The 16,930-nt window shown below is 53.3% G+C and carries 12 protein-coding genes; 6 read left to right on the top strand and 6 right to left on the bottom strand.

The window, feature by feature from the left end; genetic code table 11:
* The first annotated feature begins 18 nt into the window (after positions 1–18).
* Positions 19–939, top strand: coding sequence for a substrate-binding periplasmic protein (locus ACW8F6_RS13975; protein ID WP_491576490.1), 921 nt, complete (start codon positions 19–21; stop codon positions 937–939).
* A gap of 3 nt (positions 940–942) precedes the next feature.
* Here ACW8F6_RS13975 and ACW8F6_RS13970 read toward each other — a convergent pair whose 3' ends face one another.
* The 5 genes from ACW8F6_RS13970 to ACW8F6_RS13950 all read right to left on the bottom strand — a co-directional run bounded on the left by ACW8F6_RS13970 (position 943) and on the right by ACW8F6_RS13950 (position 9,912).
* Positions 943–1,614: an SOS response-associated peptidase family protein gene (locus ACW8F6_RS13970; RefSeq protein ID WP_491576489.1), complete on the bottom strand. Its 672-nt coding sequence runs from the start codon at positions 1,612–1,614 to the stop codon at positions 943–945.
* A gap of 54 nt (positions 1,615–1,668) precedes the next feature.
* Entirely contained in the window at positions 1,669–3,189 is a 1,521-nt protein-coding gene (locus ACW8F6_RS13965; protein ID WP_491576488.1) for a tryptophan halogenase family protein, read from the bottom strand.
* Between the two features lie 156 nt (positions 3,190–3,345).
* A complete protein-coding gene (locus tag ACW8F6_RS13960; protein WP_491576487.1) occupies positions 3,346–6,246 on the bottom strand; it encodes a TonB-dependent receptor in 2,901 nt (966 codons plus the stop codon).
* Positions 6,247–6,410: 164 nt separating this feature from the next.
* Positions 6,411–8,444, bottom strand: a complete 2,034-nt coding sequence (rep, locus tag ACW8F6_RS13955) for a DNA helicase Rep (RefSeq protein ID WP_491576486.1) — start codon at positions 8,442–8,444, stop codon at positions 6,411–6,413.
* 10 nt (positions 8,445–8,454) lie between these two features.
* Positions 8,455–9,912 carry a glycosyltransferase family 39 protein gene (locus ACW8F6_RS13950; protein WP_491576485.1) on the bottom strand — a complete coding sequence of 486 codons (1,458 nt, stop codon included), beginning with the start codon at positions 9,910–9,912 and terminating at the stop codon, positions 8,455–8,457.
* 248 nt (positions 9,913–10,160) lie between these two features.
* On the opposite strand from ACW8F6_RS13950, the gene ACW8F6_RS13945 reads away from it, so the two are divergent.
* On the top strand, positions 10,161–11,864 hold the full coding sequence (locus ACW8F6_RS13945; protein ID WP_491576484.1) for a putative bifunctional diguanylate cyclase/phosphodiesterase: 1,704 nt from the start codon (positions 10,161–10,163) through the stop codon (positions 11,862–11,864).
* A 9-nt stretch (positions 11,865–11,873) separates the two neighbouring features.
* Here the strand turns inward: ACW8F6_RS13945 and ACW8F6_RS13940 are convergent, their stop codons facing one another.
* Positions 11,874–12,332, bottom strand: coding sequence for a magnesium chelatase subunit ChlI family protein (locus tag ACW8F6_RS13940; protein WP_491576539.1), 459 nt, complete (start codon positions 12,330–12,332; stop codon positions 11,874–11,876).
* Between the two features lie 100 nt (positions 12,333–12,432).
* Here ACW8F6_RS13940 and ACW8F6_RS13935 point away from each other — a divergent pair, with 100 nt between their 5' ends.
* The 4 genes from ACW8F6_RS13935 to ACW8F6_RS13920 are packed head-to-tail and all read left to right on the top strand — an operon-like array spanning position 12,433 to position 16,895.
* Positions 12,433–13,086, top strand: coding sequence for a TnsA endonuclease N-terminal domain-containing protein (locus tag ACW8F6_RS13935; protein WP_491576483.1), 654 nt, complete (start codon positions 12,433–12,435; stop codon positions 13,084–13,086).
* A complete protein-coding gene (locus tag ACW8F6_RS13930; protein ID WP_491576482.1) occupies positions 13,083–14,993 on the top strand; it encodes a transposase in 1,911 nt (636 codons plus the stop codon). Before ACW8F6_RS13935 ends, ACW8F6_RS13930 begins: the two co-directional genes overlap by 4 nt.
* On the top strand, positions 14,980–15,882 hold the full coding sequence (locus tag ACW8F6_RS13925; RefSeq protein WP_491576481.1) for a TniB family NTP-binding protein: 903 nt from the start codon (positions 14,980–14,982) through the stop codon (positions 15,880–15,882). Before ACW8F6_RS13930 ends, ACW8F6_RS13925 begins: the two co-directional genes overlap by 14 nt.
* Positions 15,846–16,895 (top strand): TniQ family protein, encoded by a 1,050-nt coding sequence (locus ACW8F6_RS13920; protein WP_491576480.1) that lies wholly within the window; start codon positions 15,846–15,848, stop codon positions 16,893–16,895. The genes ACW8F6_RS13925 and ACW8F6_RS13920 overlap by 37 nt, the downstream gene beginning before the upstream one ends.
* The last annotated feature ends 35 nt before the right edge of the window (positions 16,896–16,930 follow it).

The raw sequence follows: 16,930 nt of genomic DNA, 5'->3' as shown, positions 1-16,930 counted from the left end.
TCCGTGATTGACTTGCCAATGCCTCAGCTAAGCCGATTATTTTTACGGCAACCCGCTTGCCACCTACTTTGCCTGCTAGCGCTGCTGTGGTTGGCGGCCGGCGTGCCGGCACAGGCACAAGATATCGTTATTATGCCGCAGCCTCAATCCTCCGTGGGCGTCCGCAACGATTATAAAAATGCTGTTCTGCAGCGAGCACTGGAAATTACAGAGGAGGAATACGGCCCGTTCCACGTTATTTGGGATGGTCCAGCCATGAATCGCCGGCGCGCGGCGGCCGCCATTAAATTTGGCGATCTGATCAATGTGTACTTTTCGGTAGAAAGCCCCCTTTGGCGCGCCAATGCCATCGAAATCCCAATTCCAATTCGCAGAGGAATTCTGAATTATCGGGTGATATTGATTCACAAAGATAACGCCGACATGTTCAGCAAGATCTCCACTCTCGAACAACTTAAGGCGCTTAAACTGGGTGTTCAAAATGACTGGGAAACTCGCGAAATATTAGCGCAGTACGGATTTGAAATGGAGACGGGCAATAATTACGACGGTCTGTTTTCCATGCTGGCTCAGCAACGTTTCGACTACATGCTGCGCGGAGCCCACGAAGCGTACGGTGAACTGGACTGGCGCGATCCCGACAACAGCAACCTGATGATTGTGCCGCACCTGCTGTTGTATATTCCGGCGCTGACCTACACCTACGTATCGCCAGAGCACCCAAGGTTGGCGCAACGCATTGAGCGCGGTCTCACTACCATGGTGAATAATGGCGAGCTAAATCAACTCTTTCAGGCATACTATGGTGAAATTATTCACCGGGTAGATCTACCCAGCCGAAAAATGTTGTTTCTCAACGAGCAGCACGCGCAGGCCTGGGCGCGGGAATCGCAGCTGCACTACCCAGTGCCAGCACAAAGCCCAGTCAATGAACACTAGCCCCTATTGGCTGGTGTCCGGTGCAATTTCCAAGGCGGCTCCGATGGCGCGTTTGGTGCTGGATTTATCCACGGGTAAGGCCTGCAGGGGTAGCCGCAATTGGCTCACTAAAAATGGCGCGAGCGAACTCGTTTGGGTTGCGGGGTCCAACCAGGTTTGCATGTCGGCAATTTGGCACTGATTAAAAATCAATGGCAGTGATTTTCGGTGGATATGTGCCAGTTTTGGGTGCCCGGGCAAGGTGATTATGGATGCCGAGGTAACCGTCTCGCCGGTGGCGGAGTGGGTCCAGGTTTTATAGAGGCCCCCAAAGCAAAAGGCCTGCTCGTCAAAAGACAGTTGATGCGGGTGCTTGCCGTCTTGCGACTCGATAAAACTGGTGGCTGGGATTAGGCAGCGGCTGGTTTTGAATTCACGTTTTTTGGGCAGTTGCTGCCAATTGGTATTAATCGACCAGTAGCGACTATGGGGTTTGAAGCCGGTGGCAGTGGATTCCAAATAAAGGTGCCAGATGGCGTCTTGCAGTGCTGGTCCCTGAGCTGATCCAGTGATAATACTGATAGGATTGCAGGGTGCACAATCGTCGTTAAAGCGTAACCTTTGCCCGTTTAACCCCAGCTCTGCCATCAGCGCTATGACCGCTGGCGATTGAATCACATTAAATCGCCCGCACATGAGAGGCCCTCCGTTCGCTCGTTGTATACACGGTATCGGCTGTGCGCAATAAGGTCAAAGGTGTTTAACGGCGGCACTTGAGCAATAGCGGTCAAGATAGTCGGCGTGGTTCGGCATGGCGTTTACATAGTTTGCAACGCCCGCGCGAAATTGCTCGAGCAATTGGCGCACCTCTGTCTCGGGCAGCGTGTCGACTACCGGATGATAGTCCTGTGCGAATACTCCTTGCCCTTGAAGTACGGCCAACCAACTGGACTCGCTAAATAATTCGTTGTCCTCCCGAAATAGCCGGCCCGTACTGCGGTAAAGCGCCATTTTTTCCGCTAGGTAATCGGGAATGGCCATGCCGGCGCATTCGCGCCAAAAGGGCGAGTCATCGCGGGCAGTGGCCTTGTAGTGCAATATTAAAAAATCGCGAATGCGGTCGAACTCGTAGATACTGCGCCGGTTAAATACACGCCGGTTGTGTGTTTCACTGGAATGGCGCGGAAACAGCGCAATGAGCTTAGTGATGGCCGATTGCACCAGATGAATACTGGTACTTTCTAAGGGTTCCATAAAGCCAGCGGCCAACCCCATGGCCACGCAATTTTTTTCCCAAAAGACGGCGCGCCTGCCGGTGGTGAACTTCAATAGTTTGGGTTCAGCTAGGGGCTCGCCCGAGAGGTTGTTTAGCAGTAGCTCAAGCGCTTGTGATTCCCGACAATGCTGGCTGCTAAATACCAGGCCGTTGCCAGTGCGATGTTGCAGCGGAATCCGCCATTGCCAGCCAGCGCTGTGTGCAGTGGCGCGGGTAAATGGTGGTGTTGGCTCGGTGTTAGTGCTGGCGACGGCATAGGCGCGATCACAGGGGAGCCAGTGCTGCCAGTTTTCAAAGGGAACTTCTAGCGCTTCACCCAAAAGCAGCGAGCGAAAGCCACTGCAGTCAATGAAAAAATCCGCCGCCAGTTGCCGGCCGTCAGCGAGGTGTACCGCTGCTATAGCACCGGTTTCGGCATTTTTTGAAGTGTGTGTGATTTCCCCTTCGCAGCGTTCAACACCCCGCGCTTCGGCGTAGTCGCGCAACAGTTGTGCGTAGCGTCCGGCATCAAACTGATAGGCGTACGGCGGACTGACAATGGGAGGCTGTGTGGCCAGGTGGGAAAATTTGCCGGCCATGGCCGCGCGCACGGCCAATGAGTAATCAGCCAGTGGCGATGCCTGCCCGCGCTGGAAAAATTTCAACCAATAGTGGTGAAAGGGAATGCCGTGAATATCCGCGCCGAAACTGCCAAAGGGGTGCAGGTAGCGATCGCCTTGGTGGCCCCAATTGACAAACTCAATACCCAGTTTAAAAGTGGCGCCGGTGGCGCGCATAAACGCCGCTTCATCAATACCCAGCATTTGGTTGAACTTTACAATTTCAGGCAGCGTGGCTTCGCCAACACCCACGGTACCTATGACATCGGATTCCACCAGCTGGATACGGATGTCACCGCGACCCAATACGCGCGCCAGCGCAGCGGCGGCCATCCAACCCGCAGTGCCGCCGCCGACGATGAGTAAGGTACGAATACGCACTTCGGAATCTGCCATAGGTGTGCTCTTAGTAATTGTCCTCGGTTTGGAAACTGACCTTGAAGCTTGCCGGGTTTCGCGGCGAAAAAAAGGCGCAACAGCGTTGCGCCCAACGGCAGTACGCAAATTCGAGCGCTGCAAGGGTAATCGGCGCTCGAATTTTCGCAATACAGATTAAAATGTCAGGCGTACCACCGCGGCAAAGCGACGATCGTTAATAAACCAGCTGCGATCCACTTTGGTGCCCGCCTGATCCACCTGCATTTTCGTTTGAGTGGTTTTGTTGAGCAGGTTGGTAGCTTCAAAGCCAACTTTTACATTATCGTTGATATTGTAAAAAATTGACCCGTCGAGCTGGCCTTCAGGTGCGTTGTAGATGGGCAGCTTGGTGATGACGTCGCGGGTGGTCAGCAGGTATTCCGAGCGCCAGTTCCAGGCCAGCCGGGCCGATACGCTTTCGTATTCGTACATGCCCACCAGGTTATAGGTGTGCTTAGACATACCCTGTAGCGGCAGGCCCTCAAACTCTACGTCGACCACGGCTCCCTCGTCGGGTTTAAGGTTTTGATTGGGCGCGCCACTGTTGGCCAGGTAGGTATAGTTGGCCTGGATACCTAAACCACTCCAGGCACCGGGCAAGTCTTCAAAGAATTGCTGATAAGCTAGCTCTAAACCTTTTATGCTGGCGTCGCCGGCGTTCACCGGCCCTTCGACTTCTACTGTTTTGGTAATGCCGTTATTGGTGATTGATTGTGGATAGGTGCCGGCTGAAAAAAAGTTGCTGAGATCTTTGTAGAAAGCGCCGGCAGTAACCGCACCCACATCGTCGAAATACCACTCGAGTGTCACGTCGAAATTGTGTGCCTCCATGGGCTCAAGGTAGGGGTTGCCGGTACTGGCGCGGTATTCACTGACGCTGCCCGAATCCGGTTGACCATCGTTATCGATATCCACTTCTTCTACGATGCCGTAGATATTCATGTAGTTGCGTAGGTTGCCAAGATCGGGAAAGGCCACGGCTTTTGAGTAGCCAAAGCGCACCAGCCAATCGTCGTTAATATTGTATTTAACATTCAGGCTGGGCAGCAGGGCGTTGGACGCGTTGCTGGACGCCGTGGCGTAGCTGGCGCCGTTCATGAACGCCACATCTTCCGCAGGTAAGAGTGCGGAGTTGCCGAAAGACCCAAAGGACACGCCGCCGTCAGTCTCGTTGGTGACGCGTACATAGCGCAGGCCGGCGTTACCCACCCAGGCTTCATCCGGGCTGCCGAAATTCAGCATCAGATAGGCAGACTGGCGTTTTTCATTGGTGTTGTTTAACTCAGTGGGCAGGTAGTAGTCGTCCACCAGGTCGCCGCGACTTTGTAGATGGGCAAAGCCAAAAATGCGCTCGAGTTCCGATCGGAAGTGATCGTAATCTTGCACTAGGCTGGCGGCCGGTGCGAGAATTTTTCCGCCGCTAACGCCCACGGCCTGGCCGCGATAAAAATCATCGAAGCTAACGGTATCGTAGTTGGGCGCTGGGTAGCTTTCAGTGCCGGGCTGGCCATCCCAGGGCGTGGAGTCGTAGACGCCATTGAAAAATTTTTGACCGCCGGCCCAGGACTCGGACAATACACCCCAGTTGTAGGTGGTCCAGCGGGTCGTCTGGTCGCGATCGGAAGCGCGCAGACCGCCTTTCACCGAGTGCAACCAGCCGTCGTTGATTTGGTATTCCACGTCCAGTTGCAGGGCTTTTTCTGTGCCCTCCGATTCTTCCAAATGATCCATGGCTGCGCGGTAATAAAAGTTTGCCGGGTCGGTAAAATAGTCGGCATCTGTCTGGCCAGATGCTTCCGGCGCCACAAAAGCCACTTCCGGGTTGCTGCCCGAATAGTCCACGGCCACATCGGCGGCCAGGGCGCCGAACACCGAAAGGTCGGTTACATTGTTGTGGGCCCGCACATACTGGGCGTCGAGAGTGATCGACCAATCATCGTTGGGGGTTAGCGCCACATTGAGCGAGAAGTCCTCAACTTTAGATTGTTGGTCGCTCTGGCGGGTGTAGCTGTTGTAATTGGGTGCGCCATTCAACCGGCCCGCTACAAACTGATTGCTGTTATAGCGGCTGTCGGCACTGGCGGTACCCACTGTATCGTCGGATTGAACGGCGCGCTCCAACCAAGTCTGACTGGCATCCGATTGAATGTATTCAAAGGTAGTGAGCGAGGTTTCAGCGGGGTTTGCCCACTGCACAGCCAGGCTGCCGCCGGTGCGTTCGCGCTCCTGTTCTACCTGGCGGGCGCCGGCATTGATGGGCGTCCAGCGCAGTCCAACACCCGGGACATCCACCTGGTTGTTGACGCCGTTTTGCATGGAATTGTTAGCGGATTTCAGGCGCGAATTGGCAAGGCTCACCAACAGACCAAATTCGCCCGCCTCGGTTTGCCAGCGATCGCTGTAGATACCCGATAAATCCGGGCTGGTGGCCTCGGCCAGGTCGCTGTAATTGAGTGCGCCGTTAACCGCCAGCTGCCGCTCCTCGCTGTCGAAGGGTTTGCGGGTATTGAGATTGATGGTGCCCGAGATGCCCCCTTCAATCATGTCGGCGGTCTGGTTTTTAAAGACTTCCACCGAACCCATAAGCTCCGGTGGTACATCCTGAAAGCTGAGGCCCCGGCCGTTGTTGGCGGAAAAACTGTCGCGGCCGTTAAATTCGCTTCGGGTTTGGGGCATGCCGCGCAGGGTTGCGCCGCTGCCTTCTATGGAGAAGTGGTCCGGGTCTTCGGCGGCAGCAAAGTTTTCTATGGAGATGCCGGGCACCCGCTGCAACGCTTCCAGCACGCTTTTATCGGGCAGCGCATTGATATCCGACGCGGAAATGGCGTCTACCACAGTCGCGGAATTGCGTTTCATATCCTGCGCATTTTGCAGAGCCCCTTTTACGCCCAGTACCTGTACCTCTTCAATGTCGGTACTGCTGTTTTGGGCCGCGGCAGCGCTGGCGGCCATAATGCAGAGTGCGAGGGCGGTGCGTTGGAAGGGGCGCGGCTGCGCCTTTTGCCCGCGCTGCGGGGCTTGAATTCGATTGCTCATGCTGTGTCTCACTTATTATTGTTGGGATCTGGCGGCTATCGCTGCCAATCAGGCCCGCGTCTCTGCGCAGACCGCCACGGGCCGATACAGCTAGCTTATGGTCAAAATAACAATAAAGGGAAAAAATCAGCGGGTCAAGCCTAAACCTTGGCGGCCTGGTGCGGCTATTTTGGCTTTGGGCCACCCAGCATGGAGAGCAGGCTGCCCAGGGTAGCGCTGCCCTGGGCGCGGTTGGCATCGGGATTGTGTTGGCCATTGCCCTCCCATTGCACATCTTCTTCGGGCAATTCATCCAGAAAACGCGAGTAGGAGGTTTCAATAATTTCCCCGTATTGCTTGCGCTTACCGGCCCAGGTCATGGTCAGTGTTTTTTGTGCGCGGGTGATACCCACATAGGTGAGGCGTCGCTCCTCTTCGATGTTGTCCTCTTCAATACTCGTGCGATGGGGCAGCAGGTCTTCTTCCATACCCACCATAAAAACGTGCGGGTACTCGAGCCCCTTTGAGGCGTGCAACGTCATTAACTGCACCTGGTCTAGCTCGTCTTCTTCCGCTTGACGATCCAGCATATCGCGCAGCACCAACTTGGCGATGGCATCTTCAATGGTGACGTGTTCGTCGTCGGCTTTCTGCAAAATATTTTTAATGGAATCCAGCAAATACCAAATATTTTCCATGCGCTTTTCGGCCACTTTAGGGCTGGAGGCATTTTGGTGCAGCCAGCCCTCGTAGTCGATGTCTTCCACCATTTGTCGAATTGCGGCAACTGGATCATCGCCTCGGCACAATTCGCCAATGTGTTTGAGCCAGTGACAAAAACGTTGGATGCGCTCCAAACTGGCGGCGGGCACGTGCTCCGACAGGCCAATTTCGTGGCAGGCGGCAAACATGCTGATCTGGCGCTGATTGGCGTAGTGGCCTAAGGCCTCCAGTGTGCTGGTACCAATTTGCCGGCGCGGTGTATTAATAATGCGCAAAAAAGCGTTGTCGTCGTCGGGGTTTACAATTAATCGCAAGTAGGACATCACGTCTTTAATTTCTGCGCGGGCGAAAAAGCTGGTGCCACCGGAGATACTGTAGGGAATTTGGTGCGCCTGAAGCTTAATTTCCAACAACCGCGCCTGGTGGTTGCCCCGATACAAAATGGCAAAGTCGCGAAATTTAATCTGACGCTTTAAGCGCTGCGACAAAATTTCCATCGCCACCCGTTCTGCCTCGGCGTCTTCGTTGGCGCAGCGGATGACGCGAATTTCTTCGCCCAAGCCCATTTCCGACCAAAGCGCCTTTTCAAATTCGTGTGGGTTGTGCGCGATTAGATGGTTGGCCACGCGCAAAATTCGGCTGGTGGACCGGTAATTTTGCTCGAGTTTAATGAGTACCAGCGACGGAAAATCTTTTTTTAGTAAAAATAGATTTTCCGGCCGCGCGCCGCGCCAGGCGTAAATGGATTGATCGTCGTCGCCCACCACGGTAAGGCCGCCGCGATTACCCACCAGCAGTTTCACCAGCAAATATTGGCTCGAGTTGGTGTCTTGGTATTCGTCCACGAGCAGGTAGCGTATTTTCCGTTGCCAGCGCGCGAGTATGTCAGGGTGTTCGGAGAAAAGCCGCACTGGAGTTAAAATCAGATCGTCAAAATCCACGGCGTTGTAGGCTTTAAGCGCTTGGTTGTAGCGCCGGTAAATTTCGGCAATCTGTGCCTCGCCTTCACTCTGGGCTTTGGAGGCGGCAAATTCTGGCACCGTGAGGTCGTTTTTCCAATTTGAAATTTGATTGGCCACCAGATCTAAGTGATCGGAATCCAAGTCGCCATCCTTCAGCATTAGCTCTTTGAGGAGTGCGCGGGCGTCTTCGGCATCAAAAATGGAAAAACCGGGTTTAAAGCCCAGTTGTTTGTGCTCGCGCCGAATAATATTCAAGCCCAGATTGTGGAAGGTCGACACGGTGAGCCCGCGCGCGGCGGCGCCCTTGACCAGTCCGCTCACCCGCTCTTTCATTTCGCGGCTGGCCTTGTTGGTAAAAGTCACCGCCGCAATGTGCCGCGCAGGTATGCCGCACTCCTCTATGAGATAGGCAATTTTGCGTGTGATCACACTGGTTTTGCCTGAACCGGCGCCGGCCAATACCAAGCAGGGACCGTCGATATGCAAGACGGCTTCGCGCTGGCGCGGGTTTAATTTGCTGACGTGTTTTGACACTCAAATAACTCTAGGGTTGGGCGGGCCAGTAACAGCGGTAGAAGTGGTAGGCCTGCGCCTTGCGGCCGTTAAGGGTTGCCGTGTAGCGATCCACTGGCGTGCACTCGGCGCCGTCTAAGTGTACCGGATTTGGCTCTTCGGTTTTGCGCGGTCGTACCAATAGTCCTCGATCACCCGGCCCCCAGTGACCAAACCACTGGCTGAATTGCGACACCTTACCGCGCGCGTCGCGCACCGCTGCGGGGCGGCCATACCAGCCGATGGGCTCGGCAAAGTGCCAATTGTAAACCAGCAGCGTGGGCGGCGTCCGGTAGCCTGGCTCGCGCTCTTGCGCCCATTGGTCGCGCAGCGCCAGTGCGTGGGCGGTGGCTGGCTGCCAGCCAATAAAGCGGCGCAGCGGGTGTTTAAAGTCGTCAAAGCTGAGCCAGGGCAAGGCCAGCGCAAAGATTAAGGCTGCCGCCACCAAGGCCCCCCAGCCATAGCTGGCGTAGCGCAGCCAGGGTTTGTGCCACCAATGCAACCATTGCAGCGCCAGCGCGGGCGTTAGTGCGAGCCAGGCCGTGTAGGTCCAGTGGGGCGAGCTGCGCCCGGCGCCGGCCTGATAGGCGAACAGTAAAAGTGCGGGTAGTGCCCAGGTCAGGCAGAGTGCGTGAGCGCGCGCCACGCTTGGCGCGCTCGCGCGCATCAACCCCAGCACCAACAGCACTAAGGGTGAATAGAGTCCCAATTGGGCTGCCAGGGCCTGGCCAAAGGCGGCCGGTGACCAGCTCCCTTGATCACCTTCTTGGTAGCCCAGCTGAAAACGGAAGCTCAGCCAGTCGTGTTGGACATTCCAGATGATCACCGGGCTGACAATAGCGGTTGCCAGTGCAGCCGCTGCCCAGAGTTTTGGCGACAGCAGCCAGCGCCCGCCGCGCCCGCCCACCCACATTGCCAGGGGCAGCGACAGCACCAGGGCAATGGCGGTGTATTTGGACAGACCCGCCAAGCCGAAGCAGGCGCCCAGGGCCAGCCAGTCGCGCCAGCGGTCGTAGGTCAGAATGTTCAGCAGCGCCCACAGGGCCAAGGAGGAACACAGTGCCAGCGGCAGATCCGGCGCGGCGGCAAAGACAATGTGACAGACCGGCATCAGTTGCAGTAGCCAGGCCAGGGCGAGATCCAGCCCCGGGCGCCCCGGGTACAGGCGGCGGGCGATAGCGATGAGGCAATATTGGGTGGCAAGGGTCAGGCCGATGGGAATTAGGCGCAGCGCCATTTTCCCATCGCCCAAGCATAGCGCCAGCGCTTGTAGCCAACCCATGAGCGGCGGATGATCGACGTAACTGAGCTGAAGGTAGTAACCGTAGAGGGCGTAGTGGGCTTCGAAGAAAGTCAACGGCAGGAGACCCGCCAGGGCCAGGTGCAGAAGTGCCGCGCCCCACAGTAGCCCGTGGACGCGGATTGAGATGCCGGCGATATGGGTGGCCAAGTTCACGTCCCCAAAAAAGCGCAAATGCTAACAGGCTTGGCCGTGGCCTTCACCCAGTGATATCCATTAAGCCTGAAGTTGATAACTGGCTGGTAGGTCAAAACCGTTTATACCACTAAAACGCTATATCGGCCTCTGCTTGGTTCCCCTGGCGGCGCGGCTGGGTTAGAGTTCTCGCTTGCCACAGAAAAATTTAAAACAAAAACACACAGCTAGCAGGAAGCGCGGCAGCGGCCGGATTTAACGCCATGGACACCCACATAAGGTTGCTTTTTATCGATGCTGAACAGGTTGAATACCTGTTAATCGGCAGCCTTCTGTCCGAAATCTTTCACACTGCCTACGACATCACTTGGCTGCCCGCCCTGGAGCAAGCGCTGCCCGAAATTCTGTCTGAAAACTACGACGTTATTCTGCTCAATTACCAGTGGGCCCAGGGCAGCGCAAAGGACGTGATAAAAGCGGCCCGCAACCAGGGCGCCAAGGCGCCAATTCTGGTGATGACCGACGAAATGGAGGCCGATGTCGATCGCGAAGCCCTGAGCGTGGGCGCCTCCGACTATCTGATTAAGGGTAAGATCGACGCCCAACTGCTCGAGCGCACCATGCGCTACGCCATCGAGCGCAAGGCCAATGAAACGCGGTTGGCGGAGCTGGCCCATTTCGACTCGCTGACCGGTGTCAGCAACCGCACCCTGTTTAAAGATCGACTCAATCACGCCGTCGATCTGGCGCGCCGCGGCGACCACCCCTTCACCCTCATGTACCTGGACCTGGATGGTTTCAAGCCCGTCAACGACTGTTACGGCCACGATGTGGGCGATCAGCTCATTCGCGAGGCGGCGCAGCGGCTGCAGGCCTGTGTGCGCGCCAGCGATACCGTGGCGCGGGTGGGTGGCGACGAGTTTACGCTGCTACTGGACGGCATGAGCGCCAGTACCGATATGGCCCACCTGGCCAGCAAAGTGATTCAATCCATCGCCGCGCCCTTCGATATTGGCGGCATGGAGATTACCGTGGGTTGCAGCCTGGGTATTGCGCCCTTCCGCTCGGGCAGCGATGCCGATGATTTGCAGCGTCAGGCCGACATGGCCATGTACCGCGCCAAGCAGGCGTCCGGCAATCAGTATTGCTTTTACGCGGAGGTCATGGACCAGGACGCCCGGCGATTGCTCGCCACCGAACAGGAGCTGCGGCGCGGTCTGGGCCGGGGCGAATTAGCGGTCTATTACCAGCCGCGTCTGGATACTATCACCGGCGAAGTCTGCGCGCTGGAGGCGCTGGTGCGCTGGCGCCACCCGGCCCAGGGCCTGTTGGCGCCAGCGGCCTTTCTCGAGGTGGCCGAGGGCAGCGGGCTGATTGTGGAGCTGGGTTATCAGGTGTTGGCGCAGGTGTGCGAAGACTACCGCCAGCTCAGCCTGAACGGAATGGCCGATGTGGTGATGTGCGTCAACCTGTCGCAGCGCCAGCTGCGCGACGACAAGTTGGTGGATAAGGTGGTGGCCTTGCTGGATGCGGCCGACATGCGCGGCTCGCAACTGGAGTTTGAGTTGTCGGAAGTCACCTTGATGAAAGACGCCAAGCTGGCGCAGGAAGTGATGGGGCTGCTGTCGGTGACGGGCGCCAGTTTCGCGCTGGACGACTTCGGCTCTGCTATGTCGTCGCTCTCGGTGATTCAGCAGCTGCCCTTCAGCCGGCTCAAAATAGACCCGCAACTGGTGGCCGGTGTGGCCCAGGACCGCGATAAACACGCGCTCACCATGGCCGTGGTACAACTGGCGCACAGCCTGAAACTGAGTATTGTCGCCGAGGGTGTAGAGACCGCCGAGCAGCTGCGCCGGTTGCGCGAATTGGGCTGCGACGAGGTGCAGGGTTTCTGGTTGGGCGCGCCGCAACCGGTGGCCGATATCCTCGCGCTGATAGCCGCGCCCGCCGCGCTACTGGACGCCTAGGGTCGAGCGTTAAACCACCAGCGGCCGATCCAGGCGCCGATAGCCCACCGCTTCACTCAGGTGCCGATCGGCCAAGGTATCGCTGGCCTCCAGGTCGGCCAGAGTGCGCGCAACCCGTAAAATACGGTGCCAGGCTCGAATCGACAGGCCCAATTTGTCCATTGCGCCGGCCAAGTAGCTGTGCTGATTTTCGGTAAGCGGGCACAGGTCTTCCAGTTCTTTCACACTCAACGCCTGATTCAATTTGCCCTGGCGCGCCAACGCCCGCGCGCGCGCCTCGGCCACCCGTTCGCGCACTTGTTCGCTGGACTCCTCGTGGCTCTGACCGCGCAGCACATCCGGGCTAATGGCGCGCACCGGCACGTGCATATCGATGCGATCCAAGAGCGGACCGCTCAGCCGGCCGCGGTAGCGCCGGATCTGATCGGGCGTGCAGCGACTGTAAACGACATCAGTATATGAGAATATAAGGTTTCATTTTCGTTGTATCTACATCAATACGTTAGAATATTGATGTCTGGGCACGTGGCATATAGTCCAGACTTACAACAATACGTGAGACTATTTTATGCTCAGACGCAATATACCGCTCAGCCACAGAAACATCACAGGTGTCTCGTATTCACGGCCAGATGGCGTCAGCACACCCTTCGAATCCCCTCTCGAGCGTGATTTCATTGAGATATTGAGGTTTGACACCGAGAACGTTGCATCGTACGAGAGCCAGACGCCGGTTATTCATTACACATGCAAGAGTGGAGTCAAACGGAGATACACCCCTGATGTGTTTGTCCAGTACCATAACGGTTCAAGGGTTATGTATGAAATAAAGCCTCGGGAGAACCTTTTTGAGAAATGGGGCGAGCTCAAGCCGAAGTTTAAACAGGCTATACGCTATGGAAAAGAGCACGATTGCAAGTTCAAGCTTATTACTGAGCGCGAGATCAGAACGGACTATCTAAAAAATATCAAGTTTCTCAGCAGATATCTCAGTACAGAAGATTACGACCCAAGATACGCCCTGTTGCTTGAAAAGCTAGAGCTGTTAGAAGAAAGCACCCCTCACGAGCTCGTCAATCTGAGCGCACAAAGTTATGAAGCCAAAGCGGAGTTGCTTCATATATTTTGGCAGTTGGTGGCAGACAAGATCATCGGTGCCGACCTGTCAGAGCCTCTCACCATGACTAGTCCGATCTGGCGTCGCTTGGGAGGGCCTGCATGATGGTTTCTACAGTGAGAGACCCTGAAGTAGTTAAAATCGAGCGCGATGCTGCAGTATGGAGCGAAGGGAAGCAATACACCATAACCACGATGTTAGACCTCCATACTGTGCTAGCTAAGTCTCATGATGATAATAAGGTCTACCCCTTACCCATAAAATCACTGCGAGCCACAAAAGATGGGACCAGAAGTTCACAGCTGATAAACCTTATTGATGTCCCTAAGAAAGAGTGGGAACAAGCTCAAAAAAGGTACGAGATAATCAAGCCCCTGCTGGCTACGCCAAAATTCTATCGCACTCAGAAGCAAGTTGAAGCCAGAGCCAAAGAGCACAAAGTTGGCCTGTCAACCGTTTATCGGTGGCTAGACCTTTATGAAGCTACCGGGTTGATGAGCGCGCTAATCAGAAGTAAGCGTTCTGACAAAGGCAGTTCGAAGATCTCTCCTGAGGTGGAGTCAATTATTCTCGATGTTATTCAAGAGAAGTATTTGACCCCCCAGCGCATAGGCGTTACGTCGGTACACGAAGAAGTTGTATCTCGTTGCCGAAAAAAAGGTTTAACGGCTCCTCACCTTAATACGGTTAGATCCAGAATTAATGCTTTACCTGACGTGGTCCGTGATAAAAAAAGGCGTGGTCGTCAAATTGCCAAGAAGTACGAGCCCCTCATTGGTGAGTTTCCAGGTGCAGACTGGCCTCTTGGCTATGTTCAAATCGATCATACGCCACTGGATATCATTCTTGTTGATGATGTCCGCCGCGAGCCGATTGGGCGCCCGAATATTACCTTAGCGATTGATGTCTTCAGTCGGATGGTTGCGGGCTTCTATATGTCATTTGATTCGCCTAGCTGCCATACCGTTGGCTTATGTATTGCTCACTCTGTACTTCCCAAAGACCGCTATCTTGATGAACTAGAAGCCAAGTCAGCATGGCCGATTGCTGGAAAAATGAAAACCATTCATGTCGATAACGCGCTTGAGTTTAGGAGTAATGTACTTAAGCGCGCTTGCGACCAGCATCAGATGGATTTGGAATGGCGTCCGGTTGGTGAGCCTCAGTATGGCGGTCATGTAGAGCGGGTATTTAGAACTATCAATGCGAAAATTCATGAATTGCCGGGTACAACATTCTCGAGCGTCGAAGAAAGAGAATATTACAACGCAGAGAAATATTCGGCGTTCACACTCGAAGAGTTTGAAGAATGGTTAACAACGTTCATCGTTGATAAGTACCACCAAAGTTTTCATGAAGGGATCAATATGAGTCCCATCCGTCGATTTGAACAGGGTGTTTTAGGTGATCCGACGACCGGGCAGTTAGGGGTAGGTATGGCTCCAAGGGTTGTCGATGAAGAAACATTTCGAATCGATTTTATGCCTTTTGTAAAACGAACCGTTCAAAACTATGGTATGAGAAATCAGAAAGTTTACTACTACCATGACGTTTTACGTCCATGGGTGAATGCCATTGACCCCGAGACAAAAAAGAAAAGGCTGTTTGTCTTTCATTATGACCCAAGGGACGTATCAAAATACTACTTTTGGGACCCTGATCTTGAACAATACTTTTCCATCCCATACCGGGATAACCGTCATCCACCTATTTCATTCTGGGAGCTGAAAGAAGCGAACCGTTTTGCTCGCCTTGAGGGCATGAAAAATATCAATGAAGATATTATTTTCGACGCGCATGATCGCCTCCAAGAACTCGAGAGATCTGCGGTTAATAAAACTAGAACTGAGAGGAAAAAGCATAGGCGCGAAGCTCAGCGTAAGCGGGATCACAATCGTCAAATGTCTCGAATGAGCGACAATAAAGTGATGAAGCCAGCGATAGAAACGGACCCGTTTGAGTTGCTTGATTACGATGATAAAGGAAAGGAGTTGCACATTGACGACGACTGAATTTACTGCTGAAGGTGATCGGATAACGAAAAACGCGCATGCGGCTTTAAGCCTACCGCTGGATCAGCGTATTAACTATATCCGTAAATCAAAATGGTTTGACTATAAATTGGCAACGGAGACATTGGATAAGCTAGAAGATCTATTGACTTACCCAAAGTGCGATAGGATGCCTAATTTCCTCGTTGCAGGACACACTAATAATGGCAAAACAACTCTCATTAAGCGCTTTGTAAATAGGTACCCTCCCTGTGACAACCCAGATGGTGGTGCCGTAAAATTTCCCGTTTTATATACTGTTGCTCCACCTGTACCTGACGAAGGTCGTTTGTATGATCAAATATTAGAGGAACTCTATGCTCCGTATAGAACATCCGATTCGCCAGCAAAAAAAGCCCAATTAGTTTGTCGTCTCTTAAATACAATTGGAACTAAAATGCTAATAATTGATGAAATTCAGAACATGATTGCAGGGCCTGAATTTCGTCGACAGGGACAGATCAATGCGATTAAAGTCCTTGGTATAAAACTTAAAATACCAATTGTAGCTGTTGGAACTAAAGAGGCTTTTTCTGCGATACGTTCTGACGATCAGCTTTCAAATCGGTTTAAGCATGTATACCTAGATAAATGGGCTGTTGGTCAAGATTACCTCGACCTACTAAGAGCGTTTGAAAAAACACTCTCTTTGAAAGAACCTTCTAATTTGGTTTCAAAAGAAATGGCCAAGAAAATTTACTTGATGTCTGAGGGTATTCTGGGCGAAATGGCTGAAATAATTTCTGAATCAGCGGTTATAGCGCTTCGCCGAGGTCAGGAAAAAATCACAACTGAAATGCTTGATTCTTTAAATTGGATTCTTCCGTCAAAACGACAAAAAACCATGTAAGACTCTCTGGGAAAGTATGGCCGGTACATTTTTCACCATTCCCAGGAGAGTGTTTTACATCTTGGTTTAGTCGGCTCGGTGTTTATCATTTTCAGGTTCCCTCCACTTTTTTTCTTCATACTTGCCCTAGTCGAGCAGATTCGTGGAAGCAGGATTTAGATGTTGTTATTCCTGAGGATGTGCTCGGGATAATCAAGCTTAAGTTGGCTGCAGAGAATGTTTGCGAAAATAGTCTACAGTACTGGCGAGCTAATTTTTCGCCCTATGATGGTACATCGACAGCGTTGCCAAGATGGGTGGCCCCTGCATATATCCGCCGAAAAACAGAGAATCATTATGGTATGAGGTTCTGTCCATTATGCTTGCGGGAGCGTCCGTGCCATTTGCTTCAGTTTAGGCTTGCATTTATCTTTGTGTGCGCAAAGCATGGTATTGAACTCAAGGATCGCTGTGATTATTGCGGTTCTCCTGTCTCTACTCATCGCATATATCCAGATCTTGTTGATCATTGCCCGAAGGATTCACTTTGTTATTGCTATAGTTGTGGCTTTGATTACAGGCTATCAACTCGGCAGTTAGCGACGCCTCAGCAAATTGATGCAGTAAGATTTAATCAAACAACACTCCAAAATGGTTATTGCAGTATCGGTTCAGCTAAACTGCAGTACTCGCATCTATATTTTCAAGGCTTGCGTTTAGTGGCGAAGGGTGTTTTGAAGCCACGACTATTAGATTATGTTATGAACTCTTCTTTGGCAGCTAGAAATTTACTTTCAGACGGAATGAAACCTCAACAAGAAATTGAATTTTTGCCGCTCCATAGGGCTTCTGTTTTGCTTACACTGTCCCATGCGTTACTAGAAGATTGGCCTGATACATTTATCGCAATTAATGCCGAATTTAAATTAAATTATGGCGACTGGATCCAGCCGAGGGATGTTCACCCGTACTGGTTTTCCTCCGTAGCTTTGAAATATCTAAGGAGAGCGAATTTGACTTTTAAATCTCGATAGATTGAGTTTTGATTCATATTTGGAGAGTTCGGAAA

The sequence above is a fragment of the Simiduia sp. genome (genome assembly GCF_058345725.1).
This window is presented reverse-complemented; position numbering and strand designations above follow the sequence as displayed.

Bases quoted from the DNA above. Each gene is read 5' to 3' on its own strand.
- ACW8F6_RS13945 (WP_491576484.1), top strand. From the start codon at position 10,161: ATGGACACCCACATAAGGTTGCTTTTTATCGATGCTGAACAGGTTGAA.
- ACW8F6_RS13975 (WP_491576490.1), top strand. From the start codon at position 19: ATGCCTCAGCTAAGCCGATTATTTTTACGGCAACCCGCTTGCCACCTA.
- ACW8F6_RS13965 (WP_491576488.1), bottom strand. From the start codon at position 3,189: ATGGCAGATTCCGAAGTGCGTATTCGTACCTTACTCATCGTCGGCGGC.
- ACW8F6_RS13935 (WP_491576483.1), top strand. From the start codon at position 12,433: ATGCTCAGACGCAATATACCGCTCAGCCACAGAAACATCACAGGTGTC.
- ACW8F6_RS13960 (WP_491576487.1), bottom strand. From the start codon at position 6,246: ATGAGCAATCGAATTCAAGCCCCGCAGCGCGGGCAAAAGGCGCAGCCG.
- ACW8F6_RS13930 (WP_491576482.1), top strand. From the start codon at position 13,083: ATGATGGTTTCTACAGTGAGAGACCCTGAAGTAGTTAAAATCGAGCGC.
- ACW8F6_RS13970 (WP_491576489.1), bottom strand. From the start codon at position 1,614: ATGTGCGGGCGATTTAATGTGATTCAATCGCCAGCGGTCATAGCGCTG.